At 60.9% G+C, this 21,749-nt stretch carries 17 protein-coding genes; 10 read left to right on the plus strand and 7 right to left on the minus strand.

The genetic code is table 11. The features are described from left to right. The first annotated feature begins 11 nt into the window (after positions 1–11). The 5 genes from cysW to HU806_RS20965 all read left to right on the plus strand — a co-directional run bounded on the left by cysW (position 12) and on the right by HU806_RS20965 (position 6,191). Entirely contained in the window at positions 12–881 is an 870-nt protein-coding gene (gene cysW, locus HU806_RS20945) for a sulfate ABC transporter permease subunit CysW (RefSeq protein WP_186613959.1), read from the plus strand. Between the two features lie 3 nt (positions 882–884). After that, complete coding sequence (locus HU806_RS20950) at positions 885–1,874, plus strand: sulfate/molybdate ABC transporter ATP-binding protein (RefSeq protein WP_186613961.1); 990 nt, start codon at positions 885–887, stop codon at positions 1,872–1,874. A 269-nt stretch (positions 1,875–2,143) separates the two neighbouring features. After that, positions 2,144–3,505, plus strand: coding sequence for a cytochrome C (locus HU806_RS20955; RefSeq protein WP_186613963.1), 1,362 nt, complete (start codon positions 2,144–2,146; stop codon positions 3,503–3,505). Continuing rightward, entirely contained in the window at positions 3,502–4,017 is a 516-nt protein-coding gene (locus tag HU806_RS20960) for a sorbitol dehydrogenase (protein ID WP_186613965.1), read from the plus strand. Before HU806_RS20955 ends, HU806_RS20960 begins: the two co-directional genes overlap by 4 nt. Next, a complete protein-coding gene (locus HU806_RS20965; RefSeq protein ID WP_186613967.1) occupies positions 4,014–6,191 on the plus strand; it encodes a GMC family oxidoreductase in 2,178 nt (725 codons plus the stop codon). Before HU806_RS20960 ends, HU806_RS20965 begins: the two co-directional genes overlap by 4 nt. A 43-nt stretch (positions 6,192–6,234) precedes the next feature. Here HU806_RS20965 and HU806_RS20970 read toward each other — a convergent pair whose 3' ends face one another. Further along, positions 6,235–6,759 carry an Mpo1 family 2-hydroxy fatty acid dioxygenase gene (locus tag HU806_RS20970; protein WP_186613968.1) on the minus strand — a complete coding sequence of 175 codons (525 nt, stop codon included), beginning with the start codon at positions 6,757–6,759 and terminating at the stop codon, positions 6,235–6,237. Positions 6,760–6,846: 87 nt separating this feature from the next. On the opposite strand from HU806_RS20970, the gene HU806_RS20975 reads away from it, so the two are divergent. From HU806_RS20975 to HU806_RS20985, 3 genes are all read left to right on the plus strand, one after another. After that, positions 6,847–7,533, plus strand: a complete 687-nt coding sequence (locus tag HU806_RS20975; protein WP_186613970.1) for a Crp/Fnr family transcriptional regulator — start codon at positions 6,847–6,849, stop codon at positions 7,531–7,533. A 105-nt stretch (positions 7,534–7,638) separates the two neighbouring features. Next, the gene (gene relB, locus HU806_RS20980; RefSeq protein WP_186613972.1) at positions 7,639–7,887 is read left to right on the plus strand and encodes a type II toxin-antitoxin system RelB family anti-toxin; all 249 of its coding nucleotides are present in this window, start codon (positions 7,639–7,641) and stop codon (positions 7,885–7,887) included. After that, positions 7,880–9,118: a type II toxin-antitoxin system HipA family toxin gene (locus HU806_RS20985; RefSeq protein WP_186613975.1), complete on the plus strand. Its 1,239-nt coding sequence runs from the start codon at positions 7,880–7,882 to the stop codon at positions 9,116–9,118. The genes relB and HU806_RS20985 overlap by 8 nt, the downstream gene beginning before the upstream one ends. A 38-nt stretch (positions 9,119–9,156) precedes the next feature. Here the strand turns inward: HU806_RS20985 and HU806_RS20990 are convergent, their stop codons facing one another. Next, the gene (locus HU806_RS20990) at positions 9,157–10,161 is read right to left on the minus strand and encodes an AraC family transcriptional regulator (protein ID WP_186613977.1); all 1,005 of its coding nucleotides are present in this window, start codon (positions 10,159–10,161) and stop codon (positions 9,157–9,159) included. 100 nt (positions 10,162–10,261) lie between these two features. Here HU806_RS20990 and HU806_RS20995 point away from each other — a divergent pair, with 100 nt between their 5' ends. After that, complete coding sequence (locus tag HU806_RS20995) at positions 10,262–11,335, plus strand: fatty acid desaturase (RefSeq protein WP_186613980.1); 1,074 nt, start codon at positions 10,262–10,264, stop codon at positions 11,333–11,335. Positions 11,336–11,406: 71 nt separating this feature from the next. Here HU806_RS20995 and HU806_RS21000 read toward each other — a convergent pair whose 3' ends face one another. The 3 genes from HU806_RS21000 to HU806_RS21010 form a co-directional block, all read right to left on the minus strand. After that, complete coding sequence (locus HU806_RS21000) at positions 11,407–13,911, minus strand: TonB-dependent siderophore receptor (protein WP_186613982.1); 2,505 nt, start codon at positions 13,909–13,911, stop codon at positions 11,407–11,409. An 86-nt stretch (positions 13,912–13,997) separates the two neighbouring features. Then, positions 13,998–14,999 carry a FecR domain-containing protein gene (locus HU806_RS21005; protein ID WP_186613984.1) on the minus strand — a complete coding sequence of 334 codons (1,002 nt, stop codon included), beginning with the start codon at positions 14,997–14,999 and terminating at the stop codon, positions 13,998–14,000. Beyond that, entirely contained in the window at positions 14,989–15,489 is a 501-nt protein-coding gene (locus HU806_RS21010) for a sigma-70 family RNA polymerase sigma factor (RefSeq protein ID WP_186613985.1), read from the minus strand. The genes HU806_RS21005 and HU806_RS21010 overlap by 11 nt, the downstream gene beginning before the upstream one ends. Positions 15,490–15,757: 268 nt before the next feature. Between HU806_RS21010 and HU806_RS21015 the strand changes: the two genes are divergently transcribed. Beyond that, positions 15,758–17,638, plus strand: coding sequence for a methyl-accepting chemotaxis protein (locus HU806_RS21015; protein ID WP_186613986.1), 1,881 nt, complete (start codon positions 15,758–15,760; stop codon positions 17,636–17,638). Between the two features lie 174 nt (positions 17,639–17,812). On the opposite strand, the gene HU806_RS21020 is transcribed toward HU806_RS21015, so the two are convergent. Both HU806_RS21020 and HU806_RS21025 read right to left on the minus strand, forming a co-directional pair. Then, the gene (locus HU806_RS21020; protein ID WP_186613988.1) at positions 17,813–18,277 is read right to left on the minus strand and encodes an SRPBCC family protein; all 465 of its coding nucleotides are present in this window, start codon (positions 18,275–18,277) and stop codon (positions 17,813–17,815) included. Between the two features lie 36 nt (positions 18,278–18,313). Beyond that, a complete protein-coding gene (locus HU806_RS21025; RefSeq protein WP_186613990.1) occupies positions 18,314–21,739 on the minus strand; it encodes a non-ribosomal peptide synthetase in 3,426 nt (1,141 codons plus the stop codon). Positions 21,740–21,749: the final 10 nt, after the last annotated feature.

Genomic DNA, 21,749 nt, shown 5'->3' on the forward strand with positions numbered 1-21,749 from the left:
AGGCGCGAACCATGTCCCAATCGTCTATTTCCGCCGCCTCCACCAACGCCGCCCGTCGCGGCAGCGCGGTTTCGCGGCGCATCCTGATCGGCCTCGGCTGGCTGATTTTTGCGCTGTTTCTGTTGCTGCCGCTGTTCATCGTCGTATCCCAGGGCCTGAAGTCGGGCCTGGGGACGTTCTTCGCGGCGATCTTCGAACCCGATGCGTTGTCGGCGCTCAAGCTCACGGTGTTCGCGGTATTGATCTCGGTGCCGTTGAACCTGGTGTTCGGGGTCAGCGCTGCGTGGTGCGTGAGCAAATACTCGTTCCGCGGCAAAAGCATGCTGGTGACACTGATCGACCTGCCGTTCTCGGTGTCGCCGGTGATCGCTGGCCTGGTCTACGTGCTGATGTTTGGCGCCCAGGGCCTGTTCGGGCCATGGCTGTCGGATCACGACATCCAGATCGTGTTCGCGCTGCCGGGTATCGTCCTGGCGACCATCTTCGTTACCGTGCCGTTCGTGGCCCGCGAGCTGATCCCGCTGATGCAGGAACAAGGCACCCAGGAAGAAGAGGCTGCGCGCCTGCTGGGCGCCAATGGTTGGCAGATGTTCTGGCATGTCACCGTGCCGAACATCAAGTGGGGCCTGATTTATGGCGTGGTGCTGTGTACCGCCCGTGCCATGGGCGAATTCGGCGCGGTGTCGGTGGTTTCCGGGCACATTCGCGGGGTGACCAACACCCTGCCGCTGCACGTCGAGATCCTCTACAACGAATACAACCACGTGGCCGCGTTCGCCGTGGCGAGCCTGTTGCTGATCCTGGCGCTCTTCATCCTGCTGCTCAAGCAGTGGAGCGAAAACCGAATCAACCGCCTGCGCGCCAGCGCCGCGGAGGAATAAGTCATGTCGATCGAAGTCCGTAACGTCAGCAAGAATTTCAACGCCTTCAAGGCCCTCGACGATATCAGCCTGGACATCCAGAGCGGCGAGCTGGTGGCGCTGCTCGGCCCGTCGGGCTGTGGCAAGACCACGCTGCTGCGAATCATCGCCGGCCTCGAAACGCCCGACCAAGGCAACATTGTCTTCCATGGCGAGGACGTCTCCGGCCATGACGTGCGTGATCGCAACGTCGGCTTCGTGTTCCAGCACTACGCCTTGTTCCGTCACATGACGGTGTTTGACAACGTCGCCTTTGGCTTGCGCATGAAGCCCAAGAATCAGCGCCCGAACGAAAGCCAGATCGCGACCAAGGTCCACGAACTGCTGAACATGGTGCAACTGGATTGGCTCGCCGACCGTTACCCGGAGCAGCTGTCCGGCGGCCAGCGCCAACGTATCGCCCTGGCCCGCGCCCTGGCGGTGGAGCCGAAGGTATTGCTGCTGGACGAACCGTTCGGTGCCCTCGACGCCAAGGTCCGCAAGGAGCTGCGCCGTTGGTTGGCGCGGCTGCACGAGGACATCAACCTGACTTCGGTGTTCGTGACCCACGACCAGGAAGAAGCCATGGAAGTCGCCGACCGGATCGTGGTGATGAACAAAGGCGTGATCGAGCAGATCGGCTCACCGGGCGATGTCTACGAAAACCCGGCCAGCGATTTCGTCTACCACTTCCTCGGCGACTCGAACCGGCTACACTTGGGTGAGGATCGGCATGTGCTGTTCCGCCCGCATGAAGTGTCGCTGTCGCGTTCGGAGCTGGAAGACCATCACGCCGCCGAAGTGCGCGACATTCGTCCGCTCGGCGCGACCACCCGGGTGACCCTGAAGGTCGAAGGCCAGAGCGAACTGATCGAGGCCGAAGTGGTGAAGGACCATGACAGCCTGGTGGGCCTGGCGAAGGGCGAGACACTGTTCTTCAAGCCGAAGGTCTGGCAAAAAGTCGCCAATCTTTAAAGGTCAAAGCATCGCGAGCGAGCTCGTTCCCAAGGGGATCTTGTGCATGACGCAAGTCCAGTGTGGGCGAGCTTGCTCGCGAAGGCGGCCTCTCGCAAACCCCGATCCGAATCTGAATAACCTCGCTTGGCTTTGCTTCGATTCGGTCTACTCAAAAGCCTTTTCCTGACGCAAACCCTACCTAGACTCTGACGTGCCAGGAGGCAAGTTAGAGTCCATGAAGGACCAGTGTTATTTCTCCTGGCGCCCTGATGCCAAGGAGAGAAAGCATGAGAACGGAAATCCGTCGGCACGGCCCGTTTGGCTGTGCCATGTTAAGCATTCTGTTGATCCCGCCTGTCAGCGCTACCCCTTCGTTATCCCCACAAATACCCTTCGACGCGACCTTCACCAAACCGGTTTCCCTGTCCAGCCTGCAAGCCAATTTCGATGAACTGTCATGGCAGACGTTCATCGCGTTGAACTGGCCGGCGTTGGATAACGGCCTCCCGAATACCGGCGTCACCATCGGCAAGCAGGATGGGGCGACGGTATGGGAAAGCTGGAAAGAGAGTTACCAGATTTTCCGAGCGAAAGGACAAACGCCGTTGCCCTGGGGCGCACCGGCGACCCTGCCTGAAGCCTGCAAAGCACTCAAGCCGGGCCGCCTGCTGCAACAGATGGGCAAGGTGCCCGACGTTCTGGATGAATTCATCCAGCCCTTCGAGAGCGGCCCGCTGGTGGATCAGAATGGGGTCTATACGCGAAACGAAATCGTCGTCAACCAATCGATGTTCGACGGGATCGTCAATAACGGCTTGTATAGCATCGAAGGCCAGCAGAAGTTTTTTGCCTCTAATCCCAACAATGCCGTGGCCTTCAGCTGTAGCTCCGCCGACAAGAACGAGGTCGGTGCGGTGATGGTGAAAGCGTCATGGAAAGTGCTGGGCCCCAATGATAATCGACAGGCTTTCCACACGGTCGATGCGTTGGTGTACACGCCGGGTAACAGCGACCCGGGCAAGGGGCCGATCGTTGAGGACTCGTGCGTATCCGAGCCGGTCGGGTTGGTGGGGTTGCACATGGTCCATAAGACTGCCAGCGCGGCGCAATGGGTCTGGTCGACCTTCGAGCATGTGAAGAATGTGCCAGAGAAAACCACGCCGGTTGCCCAGCGGGCGGGGCCCTATCTCTTCTACAGCGCTGGCAGCCAAAGCGCCATCAACCAACCTCCGCCGCGGCCATGGAATCCGGCGGTGAAGGCGACACCTTCGCAGATTGTTCGGGAGGTGCCGTTGACCGAGGCTACCAAAGCTCTGAACGCCACTTATCAGGGTCTATTGCGTACAGCCAATCCGCAGAGTGTCTGGGCAAACTATCAATTGATCAGCACGCAGTGGCCGTCCGACCCGCCGAAAGACTGCCAAATATCTGCTGCCAACCCGTTGGGCAGTCCCGCCCCCTCGTTCCTGGCCAACGCCACGCTGGAAACCTACATCCAAGGCACCGTGCCCCAGGCGTCTTCCAGTTGCATGGCATGTCATGGCAACGCGGCGACCCATGTCACCGATTCCCCGCGCACCAGCTTCGCGGATTTCACCTATTTGCTCGAACGCGCACAGTCCACGACTGGACAAGGAGCCACGCAATGAGCAGCAATGACCTGGATAATTTCGTTCATCTTTCATCGGCCCTGATTGGCATCTCGGCTGAACGTCTGGCACCGCAGATCGACCCGGTCGGTTTGCCGCCGGTCTTTCTCGATTACATCACTGCGCGAGTCCCTTCCGAGGTACTCAATGCGCTGTTGACCCAATACTCCACGTTGGCAGCCAACCACGTACCGCCCGACCAGATCGCCCAGCAGATACTGAAGTTCAACATGCAACCGACGATTCCACACACCGTGCTACTGGCGCGCTCGATCATGAAGTTGTGGTTGTTGGGCGTCTGGCATCAACCGTTCGATATGGCGCCTTTAAAGAAAGGTGATTCGGCGGTGGTGTCCGATCAGGCCTACATCTACAGCTGGGCCTGGAAAATTGCCCAGGCTCACCCGATGGGCTACAGCGAGTCGTTCTTCGGTTATTGGAATAGCGCACCGCCCAGTCTTGAAGAGCTGACTGGGGTATCCGCTAACGGACAGCAAGGAGCGTTGTCATGAGTACCGAACAAGCAGAAGTGGTGATCGTTGGCGCAGGCCTGGCCGGCAGCATCATTGCCTATCAGCTGGGCATGGCTGGGATTGATGTGCTGGTACTCGAATCGGGGCCGGAGATACCCGTCAATCGTGCCCAGTATCTGGAGCGTTTCTATACCGCGACGCTGAAAACTCCGGAGTCGCCCTATCCCCCCAGCACGACGCTGGACCCAAACCTGACGGGGCCGGCCAAACTGAACGCTCCGCGCGCGACCATTGCCGACCTGCTCAATGGCAACTGGAACAACCCGGCGGTCAGCTACTTGGTACAGAAAGGCCCGCTGCCCTTCACGAGTACTTACGAACGGGCGGGTGGCGGCACGACATGGCATTGGGTCGGAACTTGCCTGCGTATGGTTCCGAATGATTTTCGCCTGAGGTCCAAGTATGGCGTCGGGGTGGACTGGCCGATCGGTTATGACGATCTGCAAAGCGCCTACTGCCGGGCAGAAGCGGAAATCGGCGTGTCGGCCAACGTTGCCGACCAAGCCTATCTGGGCATGACCTTTCCTGACGGTTATGCGTTTCCGATGCACAGCATTCCGCTGTCGCTGGTCGATGGCAGCTTTGTCACTGCCGTCACGGGGCAGACATTCGATAACTTGCCGCTGGTGGTCAGCCCGACGCCGGCCGGGCGCAACTCCCAACCCTATGCCGGTCGCCGCGTATGCGCCGGCAATACCAACTGCACGCCGATCTGCCCGATCCAGGCCAAGTACGACGCCACCGTGACCATGAACAAGGCGTTGGCCACCGGCAAGGTCCGCGTGCTTTATCGAACCGTGGCCAGCAAGGTAACCCTTGGCACTGACAACAACGTCAATGGCATCGAGTTCAAGCAATATCAATTGGAAGACGGGCCGCCTGCCGGAACCGGTGTGGCAGTGGGGCAACGTTATGTGATCGCCGCCCATGCGATCGAAACGCCGAAGTTGCTCTTGAACTCCGGCGTTGCCAACAGCAGTGGGCAAGTGGGCCGCAGCCTTGCCGACCATCCCATTTACCTGGCCTGGGGATTGATGCCCGAGGGCAAAGCGATTTTCCCCTACCGAGGGCCGCTATCGACGGCCGGCATCGAAAGTCTGCGCGATGGGGCGTTTCGCAGCGACCGCGCCGCGTGGCGTATCGAGATTGGCAACGAAGGTTGGAACTGGCCGGCCGGTGATCCCTACACCACGGTGGCTGACTTTATCGATGGGAAGAACGGTGGCGGCACCAACCCGAGCTATAAATTGCTATCCGGAACGGCGTTGGTGCAAAAGCTCAACGACATTTTCACCCGCCAGTTCCGTATCGGCTTTCTGGTTGAGCAGGTCGAGGACGATCCTGATCACCCGACCTGCTACATCGTGCCCTCGACCGAATACACCGACCTGCTCGGCATCGCCCGACCGGAAATCCACTACGACCTGTCCGAGTACACCAAGAAGGGTTTCCAGCAGGCAAAAATACTAGCGACACACATCATCAAGGACCTGCTCGGAGCACAGGAACTGACGGACATCATTGGCCCTGGATGTTTCACCTACGAAGGAGTGCCCTACAGTTTCCAGGGCGCCGGCCACTTGATGGGAACCTATCGCATGGGCGATGACCCCACCAAGTCGGTGGTAGACAAATACCAGCGCAGTTGGGATCACCAGAACCTGTTCCTGGTGGGCGATGGTGTCTTTCCGAGTACCGGCACTTCGAACCCGAGCCTGACAATCGCCGCGCTATCGTTTCAGGCCGGGGATACGCTGGCCAACGACCTGCGAGCGGCGACGATGCAGGTCCAGTCCAACAAAGCCTGGCAGGGCACCGGGGTCCAGCTCAACGCTCAGGTTCCGCGGCTGGTTCGCTACGTCAGCGGACAATGGCAGGCCAGCAAGGAGGGGGGAATGGTGGATGGAAAAGGGGGTTCGCGGCACATCGCCTATTCCAGCTATACGTTACCCAACGCCGCCGAAGGCGCCTTGATCGGGCGGGTGGGCGATGGCGGGACACCGTTCCTGATTGGTGATCTGGCGCAGCTTCCTGTCAATGAACAGGGCGAGTTGCAATTGTGCATCAATGACGATCTGACGGGGCAGCACGGCGCGGGCCTGACCGACAACATCGGGGCGCTGACGGTACGGGTCGAGTTCGGTACGGTGTGATGCCAGGGCGACAACAATGCCAGATCGTTGTCGCCCTGTTTTTTCAAGCGGTTGAGCGTTGGTTGCGCAGGGCTACCGGTCCTGCCCGTTCCTCGATGGCGCGCTTCAACTCGCCCCTGAGTCCCAACAGAAAGCCTGCTTCGACCACGACAAACAATGGCCCGACAATCAGCCCGGTCAGATCATCGACGAACGCCGGTTTGCGGCCCTCGTAATGGTGGCCGACGAACTGGATGATCCAACCCACCACAAACAATCCCAAGCCGCTGCCCAGCCATACGGCGGTGCTTTGCGCCGCGAGCGCTTGGCCCAGCCAGACGGAAAGCCCCAGCAGCACGGTCATCAGCACACCCAGGCGCAGCTCCAGGCGCAGATAAAACCAGGCACTTGCCGCCGCCACGAGCAGCGCGGGAGAGAGCAGGACCGCGCCAACCGGCCATCCCGGCCGTGACAACAGCACCGCGACGGCGACGAATATCAGCGGTATGCCGATGAAGTGGCTGGCGATGTTGCGCGGATCGCGGTGGTACGCCGCGTATTGACTGAGGTGATCGACGAGGCTTTTCATTGTTGTTCCTCCTGAGGTGATGCCTGCATGATGCCCAGGTTTCACAAGGCGCTCTGTCAGCTAGCCGACACTTGTCCCGGAGTTTCCATGAATTCGCACCCCTGGCACACGCATCTGCTGACTGGCCATTGGTACAGTCATTTACCCGCTGAGTTACAGAATAGTCTGCTGGGCATGGCGCGGGTGCGTCACCTGTCGGCAGGGCAGCGGTTGTTCAAGCGCGGCGATCCACCGTGCGGCCTGTACGCCGTGCTTGAGGGCGCGGTACGGGTCGGCGCGGTCAGCGAGCAGGGCAAGGAAGCGTTGCTGAGCGTGGTGGAAGCGCCTCACTGGTTCGGTGAAATCTGCCTGTTCGATGGCCAGCCACGCACCCATGATGCCGTGGGCGTGGGGCAATGCACATTGCTGCATTTGCCCCAGGCCGCGCTGTTGGCTTTTTTGGGGGGCCAGCCCATCTATTGGCGCCAGCTTGCTTTGCTGATGAGCCACAAGCTGCGCCTGACGTTTATCAATCTCGAACATTTGAGCGTGATGCCCGCCTCGGCGCGACTTGCCCATCGCCTGCTGCTGATCGCCGAAGGCTACGGCGAAATCGAATCGGCGCGCCGGGTCCTGCAACTGCCCCAGGAACAACTCGCGTCGATGCTGTCGCTGTCGCGCCAGACCACCAACCAGATCCTCAAGGATTTGCAGGGGCAGGGCATTCTTCATCTGGGGTATGGCGAGATCGAGATTTTGGACATCGAGCGGTTGCGGGCGTTGACTTCGGTCTGACGCATCTGCGCACGCGATACGCTACACTCGGTTAAATTTGAATTAAATGCAGTGCATTCTCACGATTAACAAGTTTATGCACTGTATATGATGCGGATCCATGACATGAAAACGCTCGGCGAATTGATCAGGCGGCTACGTAAAGAACACCGCCTCTCCCAGCAGGCATTGGCCGCACAGTACGGCATGAGCCGCGCCACAATTTCGGGTATCGAAAACAATACGATTCCTGAAGTCGGAATTCGTAAGGTAGAAGCGATCCTCAACGGTTTTGGTTATGAGCTGACAGCTACTGCCCGCCCAGCCAAGCGCCCCACGCTCGATTCACTGAAAACGGACTCTTTCCATGAGTGATCGACAAAGCCAGGACAGGTTGCAAGTCACCGTCAGCGAAACGGCGGTCGGCGTTCTTGGGCGCGGTCAGCAACGCGGTGACTCCGTATTCGCTTATGCCACAGGGGCGCAGGTCGAGCAGTCTGTATCGCTCACCATGCCGGTGCGTCTAGAAAGTTATGCCTGGGAATCCGGCGTACCCCCGATCTTTGAAATGAACCTGCCGGAAGGTGCCTTGCGTGAAGAGTTGGTTCGTCGCTTCAGTAAAGCGGTACGGGGCTTCGACGACTTCACCCTGCTTGCCATCGTGGGACCTCACCAGTTGGGCAGGGTGGGTATTGGTCATTTGCAGATCGAGACCGGGCCGCCGGAAACCAGCCTGGCGGACTTATTGGTGCACGACGGGGCGGAGGGATTGTTCGATGATCTTCTACATACCTATGGGCAGTATTCGGGTGTTTCCGGCGTACAGCCCAAGGTACTGGTACGCGACAGCGCTGCGACGATCGATCGCTTGACCCATCGAGGTGCCACACATCTGATCAAGGCATTTCGCTCGGACGAATTTCCCGACTTGGCCGCCAACGAATTTTTCTGCATGCGCGCCGCGTTGCATGCGGGCCTTGATGTGCCGGAGTTCGAGCTGAGCGAACGCGGTAAATTCCTGATCGTTAAGCGCTTTGATTTGCCAGGTCCTGGAGAGTATCTGGGTTTTGAGGATTTTTGTGTGCTCAACGGCTCGCCATCGAAAGCCAAATATGATGGTTCATATGAAGGCGCGGCCCGGCAGATCAAGGCGTTTGTATCACCTCATATGCTTCATCAGGCGCTGGAGTCCTTGTTCAAGATAGTCGCGCTCTCGGCTGGGTTGAAAAATGGCGACGCGCACCTGAAAAATTTTGGCGTGCTTTACGATCATTGTGGCGCTGATGCATCTGTCAGGCTCGCGCCGGCTTATGACCTCGTCAGTACTGCGGTTTATATTCGTAACGACAACATGGCGCTGTTGTTAGGTGGTTCCAAAGCCTGGCCGAAATATAAAATGCTCATGGGGTTTGGCCGCACCGCCTGCAATCTGACCGAGAAGCGCTGCAAGGAATTATTGGAACAGGTTGTCCATGGAATGGATGTCGCCTCGGTCGAACTGCGCCACTACATGAACAGTCATCAGCCGTTCAGAGCGACGGGGGAAGCGATGATCATGGCTTGGACAGCCGGGCTTGCACGTAGCCTGAAATCCAGCGCCGATTGACCCGGCGCAATCGCGAGCTTGCAAGGCAAGGCAAGCGCCTACCGCAACCCATCCCGAAACTGCCCCGGCGTCATCCCTGTCCAGCGCTTGAACGCGCGGCTGAAGCTGCTGGTGTCGGCAAAGCCCAGCAGATAGCTGACTTCGCTCAATGAGCATTGCGGATCACGCAGGTGCAGCAGCGCGAGATTTTCCCGGCATTCGTTGAGCAAGGCGTCGAAGCGGCACCCTTCGTCGGCCAGGTGTCGCTGCAGGCTGCGCAGGCTCAGGTGCATGGCTTGGGCGATGCGTTCGGCGCTGGGTTCGCCTTCGGGCAGTTGGGCTTCGATGGCGGCGCGGACCTTGCGCTCCCAGGTAAGCGGTTGAAGCTGGGCGAGGGTGCGCTTGAGCACGGTTTCGTTGTGTTCGGCCAGTTCCGGGTTGGCGTCGTCCAGGTGACTGTCGAAGTCGATGAAGCTGAACTCCAGGCAATCCTGCGCAGCGTCGAAATGCACCGGTGAGCGGAAGACTTTATGCCAGGGGGCCGGGTCTGTTGGTTCCGGGCGCCGCAGATACACCGCCAGCGGTGCGTAATCGCGGCCGAGGCGGTTGCGGCAGGTGCGCACGTAGATTGCCGCGAACGCATCGATGGCCTCGAAGGCCGGCGCCGGGCCTTGCGGCGGCACATCGAGGCTGAAGCGGTAGCGGTCTTCGCCGCGGCTCAGGTGCAAGATCAGCGCGTCGCTGACCACCGCGTGATACCTGACAATCCGCTCGAACACTTCCCGCAGGCTGCCGCTCGCCACTAGGGCATAACCCAGGGCGTGAAAGGTGGTGGGGCTGACGAAGCGCGACACCCGCAGGCCGATCGCCGGGTCCCCGCTCGCTTGCACGGCCAGCGCCCACAAGCGGGTGGTGCCCGAGAGCGGATAACGGGCGTTGGGGTCGTCCATCAATTGTGGATCAAGGCCCGCCTGCAGGCACAGGGCATGGCTGTCCAGGCCCAGTGCATCGAGCTGTTTGCGCAGGGCGCGGGTCCAGCTGGCGAGGGAGGTCGGTTCCGTCATGGCGATTGGCGCTTGCGGTCAACAGGTTGGCGTTTACGGCTACCACCCTGTGAGACAACGCCCGGCAGGATGAGCACATCGATAACAGAGGATTTAAGCCATGCACGGCACATGCGCAAGCTCCGACCGATTGAATGCACAACAACGATCCGCCCATATTCGCCAAGTGGTCCTGGCCCGAGGCGAAGCGTTGCGCCAGCGCTACCCGATCTTGCGGTACCAGGACGCCCTTGGCGCGGGCATCCTGATCTTTGCCCTGGCGGGAATGACGGGTTCTGCGTGGCTCTATATCGAGGGTTATCTAGCCGGTTGGGCCTGCCTGCTGCTCAATGCATTTTTCGCCTCCCTGACCCATGAGCTGGAACATGACCTGATCCACAGCATGTATTTTCGCAAGCAGCGCGTGCCTCACAACCTGATGATGGGCCTGGTGTGGCTCGCGCGGCCGAGCACGATCAATCCGTGGATTCGCCGCCATTTGCATCTCAACCATCACAAGGTTTCCGGCAGCGAGGCGGACTTGGAAGAGCGCGCCATCACCAACGGCGAGCCCTGGGGGCTGGCACGCTTGATGATGGTCGGCGACAACGTGATGTCGGCATTCATCCGCCTGCTGCGAGCCAAGACCTGGGCGCACAAGCGCAGCATTCTCAAGCGCACGCTGAAGGTTTATTTTCCGCTGGCGTTGCTGCACTGGGGCGCCTGGTATGTGTTTCTCGGTTTCCATGGCGCCAACGCAGTTGCCGGGTTGCTGGGCACCTCCATCGACTGGTCGGCGAACACCTTGGCGATGATGCAGGTGATCGATATCGCGGCGGTGGTGATCATCGGGCCAAACGTGCTGCGCACCTTTTGCCTGCACTTCATCAGCTCGAACATGCACTACTACGGCGACATCGAGCCGGGCAACGTCATCCAGCAAACCCAGGTGCTCAACCCCTGGTGGCTATGGCCGTTGCAGGCGTTCTGCTTCAACTTCGGTAGCAGCCACGGCATTCACCATTTTGTGGTGAAGGAGCCGTTCTACATCCGTCAGATGACGGTGCCGGTGGCGCACAAGGTGATGCGCGAGATGGGCGTGCGGTTCAATGATTTCGGCACGTTTGGGCGGGCGAATCGGTTTGTGGGCAAGGAAGGTGTTAAGAGGGAGGAGGCGAAGGCGGTTCAGGCCTAAGGGCAAAGACAAGCCCTCGCCACAGTAACCATCCTTCAGGCCAGACAAATGCATCTGGCCTGGAGAGTGGGTCAGAACTGATAACTCACCGTAGCCGCCACGTTGCGCTCTTCACCCATATAGCAGAAGTTCAGGCTGGCGCACGAAGCGACGTAGGTTTCGTTGGTCAGGTTGTTCGCGTTCAAGCGTACATCCACGCCTTTCAAGCCGACCTTGCCCAAGTCATACCCAACCGAGGCATCGAACAGCGTATACGCCGGCACTTTCATGGTGTTTTCCGCATCGACCCAGCTGTAGCCGACATAACGCACGCCGCCGCCCAGTCGCAGGCCGTCGAGAGCGCCGCTGTCGAACTTGTAGTCGGCCCACACCGAGGCCATGTGGCGCGGGGCTTGGGTCGGTGAGTTGCCTTTGTTTTCGATGATGTTGGTGGGCGTGCTCAGGTCGCTGACCATCGATTTCGAGTATTCAATGTCAGTGAAGGTGTAGCTGCCCAAGACCTTGAATTGCTCGGTCAGTTGCATGTGCGCTTCCAACTCCAGGCCCTGGGAACGAACGGCACCGACTGCGCGATAGAAGTCGTCCTGAGGCTGCTTGGTCGCGAGGTTCTCCTGGTCGATGCGAAACAGCGAGGCGGTATACAAATCATCCGTGCCTGGCGGTTGGTATTTCAGGCCCATTTCCCATTGCTTGCCGTCGGTCGGCGGCAGCGGATTGCCGGCGCTGTCGGCGTAGGAGTTGGGGTTGAACGACTCGGAATAGCTGATATATGGCGCCAGGCCGTTATCGAACAGGTACAGCGCCCCGACGCGGCCGGTGAGCTTGGTGCGCTTGTCATTGATCTCAGTGCCTTGCGGGCGACCGAATTCGGCGATGCGGTTTTCGTCCGAAGTTTCGACCCAATCCTGGCGCAGGCCGAGGGAGAAGCGCCACTTGTCCATTTCGATCAAGTCTTGCAGATAGACACCGGTCTGCTCCAGGCGCCGCAGATAGCTCGTGTCATTGCGATTACTGATAGCCGAGTTGCCATAGACCGGGTCAAAGGCGTTGATCGGGGCCAGGGTGCCGCTGGTCCAGTCCACCACGGTTTTGCGCCGCTGGTAGTCGGCGCCCATCAGCAGGGTGTGCTTGGTCGCCCCGGTGAAGAACTCTGCCTGCAGCATGTTATCGACGATGAACGAATGCACCTTCTCTTCGGCACCGGTGTAATAACGGTTCAGCTCGTTGCTGGTGGGGCTGGTCCAGCCGAAGGCGTAGACCTGATCGTTGGTGACCTGCGAATCCAGGTAGCGGAAGTTCTGCCGGGCGGTGAAGACGTCGTTGAAACGGTGTTCGAATTGATAGCCGAACGACTGTTGGTCGCGCTCGTAGCCGTCGATCCCAGGCTCGCCTTCGAAGAAATTTTCCGAGATCCGGCGACCGTTGCGTTGATGCAACATGCCGTCGGCCGGCAGGCCACCGTGGTAGCCGCCGTCGGGCTCATGTTGCAGGTAGGCTTGCAGCGTCAGCGAGGTGTCCTCGGTGAAGTCGATGCTCACCGTAGGCGCCAGGGCGAAACGCTTTTCCTTGTTGTGATCGAACTGGGTATCGGACGTATCCGCCAGGCCAATCAGGCGATAGGCAATGCGCTTGTCCTCATCCACCGGCCCGCTGAAATCGAAGCCCATGCCGCGCTGGCCTTGAGTGCCGACGGTCGCCTGGACCTGGTGATAAGCCTCGTACAGCGGCTTTTTGCTGGTCAGCGCCACCAGGCCACCCGGTGAACTGCGACCATAGAGCACCGAGGACGGGCCCTTGAGAATGTCCACCCGCTCGAGGAAATACGGATCGACCTGCATGGAGCTGTAGGTGCCGCTGTCGCCCATGGACTTGAGGCCGTCGAGGTAGATGTTGTCCACCGAGCCGTCGTTGAAGCCGCGCATCGCCACATAGTCGTAGCGGTGGGTCGCGCCGTAGGGGTTGGTCAGCACGCCGGGGGTGTAGCGCATGGCCTGGGACACGGTTTGCGCGCCTTGGTCGTCCATTTGCTCGCGGGTCACCACGGACACGCTTTGCGAAGTTTCACGCAGCGCGGTACTGGTTTTGGTCGCGACCTGGCTATGGGTAGCGTTGTAGCCTTGCATGCTGCCCAGGGCGTTGCCCAAGGCAAATCCTTTGACGTCGGTAGTCGGCAGCGCGAGTGTGCCGTCGGGGGCTTCGGCTTGCAGCACATAGCCGCTGCCCTCTTGGCCGACCGCTACCAACCCTGAGCCGCTGAGCAGTCGGTTCAGGGCTTGGTCAGCCGAGTATTCGCCTTTAAGGCCCGGGGACTGGATGCCAGCCGTTTGCTCGGGCGTGCTCGCTAGGGTAATGCCGGCCTGGCGGGCGAACTGGTTGAGCACATCGCTCAATGGGCCGGCGGGGATGTTGTAGCTCTGGTGACTGGCGCTGACGCCATCCTGTGCCGCGAGGGCGAGCATCGGCACGGCGCCGACGCCCAGCGCGGTGCTCAACAGCGCGGCACGGATGGCCTGGCGCAGCAGGCCTGTTTGCGAGGAACAGCCAAAGGGGTTTTTGGGGATTACGCGCTCAGTCATTATGGATTTCCGTTGGAGTCGCTGAAGGCAGATAAGCGTTGCTTACTGTCCTAGCCGGACGCCTTGGCAAAACCCGCCAAAAAAAATCAGGCAGGACGTTCCACCGTGACCCACCAGCGGGTCCGATAACGCAATTGCACCGGCAGCGTGCGTGGAAGCACGGCCAGCATCTTGTCGATATCGTCCAGGCGGAACACCCCGGACAGGCGCAGGTCCGCCACCGCTGCGGCGCATTTCAGGTAGCCGCGACGGTAGCGGCTGACCTCGTTGAGAAAATCTTTCAGGCGCATGTTTCGCGTCACGATCAATCCGTCCGCCCAAGCGCCGGCGTCCATGTCCAATGGCGGCGCCAGGGTCGCTGCCGATGCGGTGAGCAAATAGCTTTGGCCGGCCTTGACCTGGATCGGCTCACCCTCGCTGCCCTGGTGCGAGCGGATGGCGACGTGACCACTGGTGACGCTCAGGCGCGTGCAGTCGTTGTCTTGGCGCACGACGAAGCGTCCTTCCAGCCCCTCGAACTCGCCATGGCGGCTTTTCACCAACAACGGGCGCGCGGGATCGCGACCGCAGGTGACCATTATTTCGCCGCGCGCCAACGTGATCAGGCGTTGGGTGGCGGTGTAGTCGAGGTCGGCGGCGCTGTTGGTATTGAGTTCAAGCCGTGTGCCGTCCGGCAATTGGAAGCCGCGTCGCTCGCCCGTGGCGGTGGCGAAGTCGGCGCTCCATGGCTGCCATCCCTGGTCTTTGCCCAGCCAGGCGGCGCAGCCGAGCACGGCCACGCCAGACAGCAGCTTCAGGGCCTGGCGCCGGCCGAGGCGCTGGGCGCTGGTTTCCAGCGTTTCGAGGGCGACGTGGGCGCCGGGCACGGCTCGCAGGTTGGCGGTCAATTCACTGTGCAGCGATTGCACCCGTTGCCAGGCCAATTCGTGATCATGATGAGCGATGCGCCAAGCCTCGCACTGTTGGCGCAGGGCCGGGTTGGCGGCATGGTTGCGCAGGCGCAGCAGCCAATGGATCGCTTGCTTGACCACTTGCTGTGAGGGGCCGCGGCCTCGGCCCAGCGGAGCCTGCACTGGTTCAGTCTTCATAGCGCAGCACGTAGCAGTGGTACAGCGCATCGGCGACGTAGCGTTCCACCGACCGCAGCGAGACGCCCATTTGTTCAGCAATCTGCTTGTACGTCAGACCTTCGCACTGGGCGAGCAGGAACGCCCTGCGTACTTTGGGCTTGAGTCCTTCGAGCATCCTGGCAATCGCTTCCAGCAGTTCCAGGGTCAGCGCCTGGGCTTCGGCACTGGGCGTTTGTGCTTCCGGCAAATGCGCGATGGTTTCCAGGTAGGCACGTTCGATTTCTACCCGACGCCAGTGGTCGATCACCAGGCCTTGGGCGATGGTGCGCAGAAAGGCGCGAGGGGTCTTGAGTTCCAGGCGTTCGCTACGTTGCAGCAGGCGCACGAAGGTGTCCTGGGCCAGGTCCGCCGCATCGGCGGCATTGCCCAATCGGCTGCGCAACCATGTGTGGAGCCAGCCGTGATGGCTGCTGTAGAGCGCCTGTACGGCAAACTGGGGAGATGACATGAACGCGCCGGCCTGGTATCACAAATGATAATAGGTCGCATTGTCATCAGGGACAGTCAAATTTGCAACCACCGTTCGCCTGTGGGCCCAGGCATCGTCGAGTGCCATCTCGTCGGACAATTGTACAAGGGGCTAATTTTTTCCCCGGGCTGGCCGACAGAGAGGTATGCGTGCACCAAAATGGAGCGGATCCTATATCTCGCCCGTTTATTACATGGACGTTGCAAACCCCGAATGCACCCTCACTTTTGCATAAGAAGCCCCATCCATGAATCTAAAGTTCAGCCACAAAATCCTCTTGGCCGCCTCTGGTGTGGTGGTTCTGGCTTTTGCCCTGTTCACGCTCTACAACGATTATCTGCAGCGCAACACCATCGGTCGCAGCCTCGAATCTTCTATCGAGCAATCCGGTGACCTGACCGCCAGCAGCGTTCAGAACTGGATGACCGGCCGGGTCCTGGTGCTGGAAAACCTGGCGCAGAACATTGCCCACCAGGGCGCTGCCGCCGATTTGCCAGGGTTGGTCGATCAACCGGCGTTGACCTCGAATTTCCAGTTCACTTACGTAGGCCAGAACACCGGTGTCTTCACCCAGCGGCCGGACGCCAAGATGCCCGACGGTTACGACCCGCGTCAGCGTCCTTGGTACAAACAGGCGGTGGCCGCCGATAAAACCATGCTGACCCCGCCCTATCTGGCGGCAGTGGGTGGCCTTGTGGTGACCATCGCCCTGCCGGTCAAGCACAACGCCGAACTGCTCGGCGTGGTGGGCGGCGACCTGAGCCTGGAAACCTTGGTGAAGATCATCAACTCCGTGGATTTCGGCGGCATTGGTCACGCCTTCCTGGTCAGCGGCGATGGCCAAGTCATCGTCAGCCCGGACAAAGACCAGGTGATGAAAAACCTCAAGGACATCTACCCCGGCACGCCAGTGCGCATCGGCAAGGGCGTCCAGGAAGTCGAGCTGAACGGGCAGGACCGCATCCTGTCGTTCACCCCGGTCGCCGGTTTGCCGAACGCCGAGTGGTACATCGGCCTGTCGATCGACAAGGCCAAGGCCTACGCGCCGCTGAGCCACTTCCGTACGTCCGCGCTGATCGCGATGTTTGTCGCGGTGGCGGCGATCGCGTTGCTGCTGAGCTTGTTGATCCAGGTGTTGATGCGTCCGCTGACCACCATGGGCCGCGCCATGCAGGACATCGCCCAGGGCGAAGGCGACCTGACCCGGCGTCTGGTCGTGCAGGGCAAGGATGAGTTCGCCGTGTTGGGCAGCTCGTTCAACCAGTTCGTGGAACGTATCCACGCCTCGATTGCCGAAGTGTCTTCCGCTACCCGCCAAGTGCATGATCTGTCGCAACGGGTCATGACTTCGTCCAACGCCTCGCTTGTCGGCTCGGATGAGCAGAGCGCGCGCACCAACAGCGTAGCTGCGGCGATCAATCAGCTCGGCGCTGCGACCCAGGAAATCGCCCGCAACGCCGCCGATGCCTCGCAACAGGCCAGCGGCGCCAGCGAGCAGGCGGATGACGGTCGCCAGGTGGTGGAAAAAACCATTCAGGCCATGACCGAGCTGTCGCAGAAAATCAGCCTGTCGTGCACCCAGATCGAAACCCTGAACGCCAGCACCGACAACATTGGTCACATCCTGGACGTGATCAAGGGCATCTCCCAGCAAACCAACCTGCTGGCCCTGAACGCCGCCATCGAAGCGGCCCGTGCCGGTGAAGCCGGGCGTGGGTTTGCGGTGGTGGCCGATGAGGTGCGCAATCTGGCGCACCGCACCCAGGAATCCGCCGAAGAGATTCACAAGATGATCACCTCGCTGCAGGTCGGTTCCCGCGAAGCCGTGACCACGATGAATGCCAGCCAGGTCTCCAGCGAAGAAAGCGTGGAAGTCGCCAACCAGGCCGGCCTGCGCCTGGTCAGCGTGACGCAGCGCATTGGCGAAATCGACGGCATGAACCAATCGGTCGCCGCCGCGACCGAAGAACAGACCGCCGTGGTGGAAACCCTCAACATGGACGTCAGCCACATCAACCTGCTGAACCAGCAGAGCGTCGCCAACCTCAACGAAACCCTGAAGGATTGCGATGCCTTGTCACAACAGGCCAACCGGTTGAAGCAACTGGTGGACAGCTTCAAGATCTGATTCCAGTCGCAAGCCAACCCAATCCCCTGTGGCGAGGGAGCTTGCTCCCGCTGGCCTGCGCAGCAGGCCCCCTGCATTCTTGCAGGCGGACCGCATTGGCCGGTTTTGCGACTGCTGCGCAGTCGAGCGGGAGCAAGCTCCCTCGCCACGGGCTGTGAGTAAGCCCCACAGGGATTAGCTGAACATTCTCTTCACATTCCCCATCGCGTCATCGGCGAACCCTTGCAGGAAATCCCTGAAGCCCGACGGAGTGTGAGCATCGGTGTGGTCGGCGATGATGGTCCAGGTGGCGCGACAGCGGTGGTCCGCCAGGGGTTCGACGCGCATGGCCGCCCATAGGTTGTCGATGCCCAGGGTGTTGTAGATCAGCGTCCAGGTCATGTGCATGGCCTGGTCGTCGTAGCTGTTGAGTTGTTCGACGACCAGGTTCTGTCCGTCGACGAAAAACTTCTTGCGCAGGGATCTCACGCCTTCCCCGGTCATTTCGATGCGCGCCAGCGCGGGGATGAATCGGTTGAACCCGCCGAAATCGCCCACCACGTCCCACACGCGAGCCGCATCGGCGGGTATTTCTATCGCACTTTCCACATGGCAGGCGTGGGGGTTCTTGATCAGGGTGTCGGGTTGGAATGCACTCATGGTCTTGCTCCTTGCGTTGGATTGGGTTGGGTTGCTTCAGATGAAATCGATGGCCTTGAGGTAATCAGCGCCACGGCGTAGAAGGGCCTGGGATTTTTCCGGGTAACAGGCGCCCATCTGCCGCACGCCGGAGCGGGCGTTGTCATGGCGGATGAGCGAGATGTCGCCGATGTCTTCCTCGAAACCGTTGAGGTAAAAACCCAGCACGCCGAACAGCGCGTTGTCGGTGTCGACCCGCACCAGCTGTCGTTGCCAGTCAGCGACACTGACCAGGGAAAACTCCCGACCACTGTCGCGGAACGACGCCACATAGGCGTCCCAGCTCAGGGGCTCGGGGTTGTGCAGGTTGAACACCGCTTGCGTTGGCTGGTAGCGGCTGGCGTGGAAGGCGATGAAGCGAGCCAGGAAGTCCACCGGCATCAAGTCAAAATTGAGCGACAGGTCCGGCACCTGGCCGAGCTGGATCGAGCCCTTGAGCATCAGCATCAAGCGGTTCTTGTGGGGCTGGCAGACGCCGGTCTGGCTGTTGAAACTGATGTTGCCAGGCCGGAACAGATTGACCCACGCGCCAAGATCCCGCGCCCGTTGCAGGATCCGCTCGCCGACCCATTTGGACAGGTTGTAGCCATTCTTGATGTAGATCGGTGGGGTCTTGGCCGCCGGCTGCTCCAAGACCTGGCCATCGGCATCCAATGCGCTGGAAGCCGACAGCGTCGAGACGAAATTGAAGATCTTCTTGCTGCGCCCTTCGCACAGGCGCAGGCATTCGAAGATCGGCTCGACGTTGTCCCGCGCCAGGGACTCGTAGTCGAGCACATGGTTGACGTGGGCGGCATTGTGCACCAACGCGCCGAACGTGCTATCGATGCGCAGGTAGATGTCGTCCGGCAAGCCCAGTTGCGGCTGGGTGATGTCGGCGGCATAGACGCTGACCCGGCTCAGGTCCAGATGCTCCAACTGGTTGTCGCGCAGGGCCTGGGTGAAACGTTCGGCGGCGCTTTGCCCGGCGGATTCGCGCACCAGACATGCCACCTCGGTGGCGCCCCATGCCAGCAAGGCCTCGACGATGTGCACGCCGAGAAAACTGTTGGCGCCCGTCACGACTACTTTGTGCACGTCACCGCATTGGCTGATGGGCAGCGGATCGAGGTTGAGTTCGGCCTCGGCATCGATGAACGCTTGGGGGCTGAGGGTGGCGGTGCCGCTTTGCTCCGGGCCGTCGAGCAACTTCGCCAGGGTGATCAACGTCGGCGCTTCGATGAAGCGATTGATCGACAGGCTGCGGCCGAACGATTGGCGAATGCTCAGCAGCAATTGCGACAGCAGGATCGAATGCCCACCAAGGTTGAAAAAGCTCTCGTCAGTGGCGATGTCCTCGGCCGGCAATTCCAACAGCTCGGCCCATAGCTGCTGGAGCTGGGTTTGCACTGCGTTTTGCGGCTGGCGCCCTTGGCTGCCGACTTGGACGGAGCCCGCCGTTGCCAGCAGCGCCCGACGATCGATCTTGCCATTGCTGGTGTAGGGCAGGCTGGGCAGTTCGATGTAAGCCGCCGGGTGCATGTAGCTGGGCAGCGTGTCCTGCACGTGCTCGCGCAGGGCCTGGAGCGCCGCGCCGGGCTCTGTGTCCACGGGGTTCACCAGGAACGCCAGGACCCGCCGGCGCTCATCGACCCCCACCGCCACCTGACGGAACAGCTGACTGTCGCGCAAGCAATGCTCGATCTCCTCGGGCTCGACCCGAAAGCCGCGAATCTTCACTTGGTTGTCGCGGCGACCGCACAGCTCGATCCCATCGTCGGTCCACTGGCCGATGTCGCCGGTGCGATAGACCCGCAACGCTTGTCCGGTAGGCAGCGTCAGGTCGAGGTAGCGGCTGGCGGTCAGCGCCGGATCGTTCAGGTACCCCAGGCCGACCCCCGGCCCAGCGATATACAGTTCGCCGGGCGTGCCTTGTGCGACCGGTTGCAGATGTTCATCCAGAATCAGCATCCGCGCGTTGGTGATGGGAGCGCCCAGGTTGCGGTTGTTATCCCCCACGGCGAATTGCCGAGTGGTCGCCAGCACGGTGGTTTCGGTCGGGCCATAGATATTGTGGAAGCGGCACTGCGGCGCCAACTGCTCGATGACGAAGGGTTCGCAGACATCGCCGCCGGTGACCAAGTGTGTTAGCCCCAACGGTGCGCCCAGGGGCATGACGCTCAGCAGCGCGGGCGGCAGGAAGGCATGGCTGATGCGCTGCTCACGAATCAACGCCACCAGCTGTTGCGGATCGCGGCGCTGATCTTCGCTGGGCACCACCAGCAGCGCGCCCAGGATGAATGTCGGCAAGATGTCCAGCAATGAGGCGTCGAAGTTGATGGTGGAAAACTGCAACGCACGGCTGTCGCGTTGCAACCCGACATGGTTGGCGTACCAGGCGCAGAAATGACTGAGGTTGCGGTGGCTGAGCAGCACGCCTTTGGGCTGGCCGGTGGTGCCGGAGGTGTAGATCGCCACAGCCGGTTCATCGGCATTCACCACGCGGCGGATTGTCGAGGCTGGCAAGCCCGGCTTGGCCGAAGGCAGTCGGCGGACATCCAGCGTCGGTATTGCAGACTCGCCCAGTTCGTCGTCACCGTCATGCAGCAACAGGTCGGCCTTGGCGTTTTCCAGGATGAAGCGTCGACGCTGCACCGGATGTTGCGGGTCGAGTGGCAGGTACACCGCCCCGCAACCCAGCACCGCCAGGATCGCGGCATACAGCTGTGCCGACTTGGGCAGGCAAACGCCGATCACCTGTGGGCGGCCGATTGTTTTCGGCAGGCTGGCGAGTATCGATTGCTGCAACTGCAGCACGGTATTGCGCAAGGCTTTGTAGTCGATGACGTGGTCGTTGACCCACAACGCAGGGTGCTTCGCGTCATTGAGCATGCGCTGCTCGATGTTGTGCATCACCGGCACCTCCGAGGCCGCCAGCAGCCAAGGCACCGCGGACTGATTGAGGCGGTGTTCGAAGGCCAGCGGCTCCAGCGCGTCGAGCCCGTGAAGCGGTTGGTCGATAGGGTCGCTCGGTTCCGTCGCCCATTGATCGAAGCCGGTTTCCTCACGGGATAACCGGCTGACCAGCCGCGCGCCATGCTCCACCACCGCTGCCGTGGCGTGCAGGCGCAAAGACTGGCCGTTGCCGTCGCAATGCGCAGTGATTCGTTCCTGGGCCAACAGCCGTTGCGCACCGTCGCGAAACAGCACCACCGGCTGCGGCAAGGCCTGGCCGGGCACGGCCTGGAGCATCACCCGTACTTGAAGACAAACACGGGCCTCAAGGGCACACGGCACCGTACCGTCGTCGATCAACAAGTCGATCGCGCCGTGGCCGTCCAGTGCTTGCGCATCCACGACACCGTGGCCGTGCAGTTCCAGTTCCAGGGCCAGTTCGGCCATGGCCTGGCTCTTGCCAGACACAGCAATTTCGAGGCGTCTCATTGGAAGGTCC

The sequence above is a fragment of the Pseudomonas sp. SWRI154 genome, from assembly GCF_014268645.1.
Lineage (GTDB): Bacteria > Pseudomonadota > Gammaproteobacteria > Pseudomonadales > Pseudomonadaceae > Aquipseudomonas > Aquipseudomonas marvdashtae.

Excerpts from the sequence above, each read along its gene's own strand:
- HU806_RS20950 (WP_186613961.1), top strand. The coding sequence starts at position 885 with ATGTCGATCGAAGTCCGTAACGTCAGCAAGAATTTCAACGCCTTCAAG.
- HU806_RS20985 (WP_186613975.1), top strand. The coding sequence starts at position 7,880 with ATGAGTGATCGACAAAGCCAGGACAGGTTGCAAGTCACCGTCAGCGAA.
- HU806_RS20975 (WP_186613970.1), top strand. The coding sequence starts at position 6,847 with ATGAATTCGCACCCCTGGCACACGCATCTGCTGACTGGCCATTGGTAC.
- HU806_RS21010 (WP_186613985.1), bottom strand. The coding sequence starts at position 15,489 with ATGTCATCTCCCCAGTTTGCCGTACAGGCGCTCTACAGCAGCCATCAC.
- HU806_RS20955 (WP_186613963.1), top strand. The coding sequence starts at position 2,144 with ATGAGAACGGAAATCCGTCGGCACGGCCCGTTTGGCTGTGCCATGTTA.
- HU806_RS21025 (WP_186613990.1), bottom strand. The coding sequence starts at position 21,739 with ATGAGACGCCTCGAAATTGCTGTGTCTGGCAAGAGCCAGGCCATGGCC.
- HU806_RS20970 (WP_186613968.1), bottom strand. The coding sequence starts at position 6,759 with ATGAAAAGCCTCGTCGATCACCTCAGTCAATACGCGGCGTACCACCGC.
- HU806_RS21020 (WP_186613988.1), bottom strand. The coding sequence starts at position 18,277 with ATGAGTGCATTCCAACCCGACACCCTGATCAAGAACCCCCACGCCTGC.
- HU806_RS21000 (WP_186613982.1), bottom strand. The coding sequence starts at position 13,911 with ATGACTGAGCGCGTAATCCCCAAAAACCCCTTTGGCTGTTCCTCGCAA.
- HU806_RS21005 (WP_186613984.1), bottom strand. The coding sequence starts at position 14,999 with ATGAAGACTGAACCAGTGCAGGCTCCGCTGGGCCGAGGCCGCGGCCCC.
- HU806_RS20960 (WP_186613965.1), top strand. The coding sequence starts at position 3,502 with ATGAGCAGCAATGACCTGGATAATTTCGTTCATCTTTCATCGGCCCTG.
- relB (WP_186613972.1), top strand. The coding sequence starts at position 7,639 with ATGAAAACGCTCGGCGAATTGATCAGGCGGCTACGTAAAGAACACCGC.
- cysW (WP_186613959.1), top strand. The coding sequence starts at position 12 with ATGTCCCAATCGTCTATTTCCGCCGCCTCCACCAACGCCGCCCGTCGC.
- HU806_RS20965 (WP_186613967.1), top strand. The coding sequence starts at position 4,014 with ATGAGTACCGAACAAGCAGAAGTGGTGATCGTTGGCGCAGGCCTGGCC.
- HU806_RS21015 (WP_186613986.1), top strand. The coding sequence starts at position 15,758 with ATGAATCTAAAGTTCAGCCACAAAATCCTCTTGGCCGCCTCTGGTGTG.
- HU806_RS20995 (WP_186613980.1), top strand. The coding sequence starts at position 10,262 with ATGCACGGCACATGCGCAAGCTCCGACCGATTGAATGCACAACAACGA.
- HU806_RS20990 (WP_186613977.1), bottom strand. The coding sequence starts at position 10,161 with ATGACGGAACCGACCTCCCTCGCCAGCTGGACCCGCGCCCTGCGCAAA.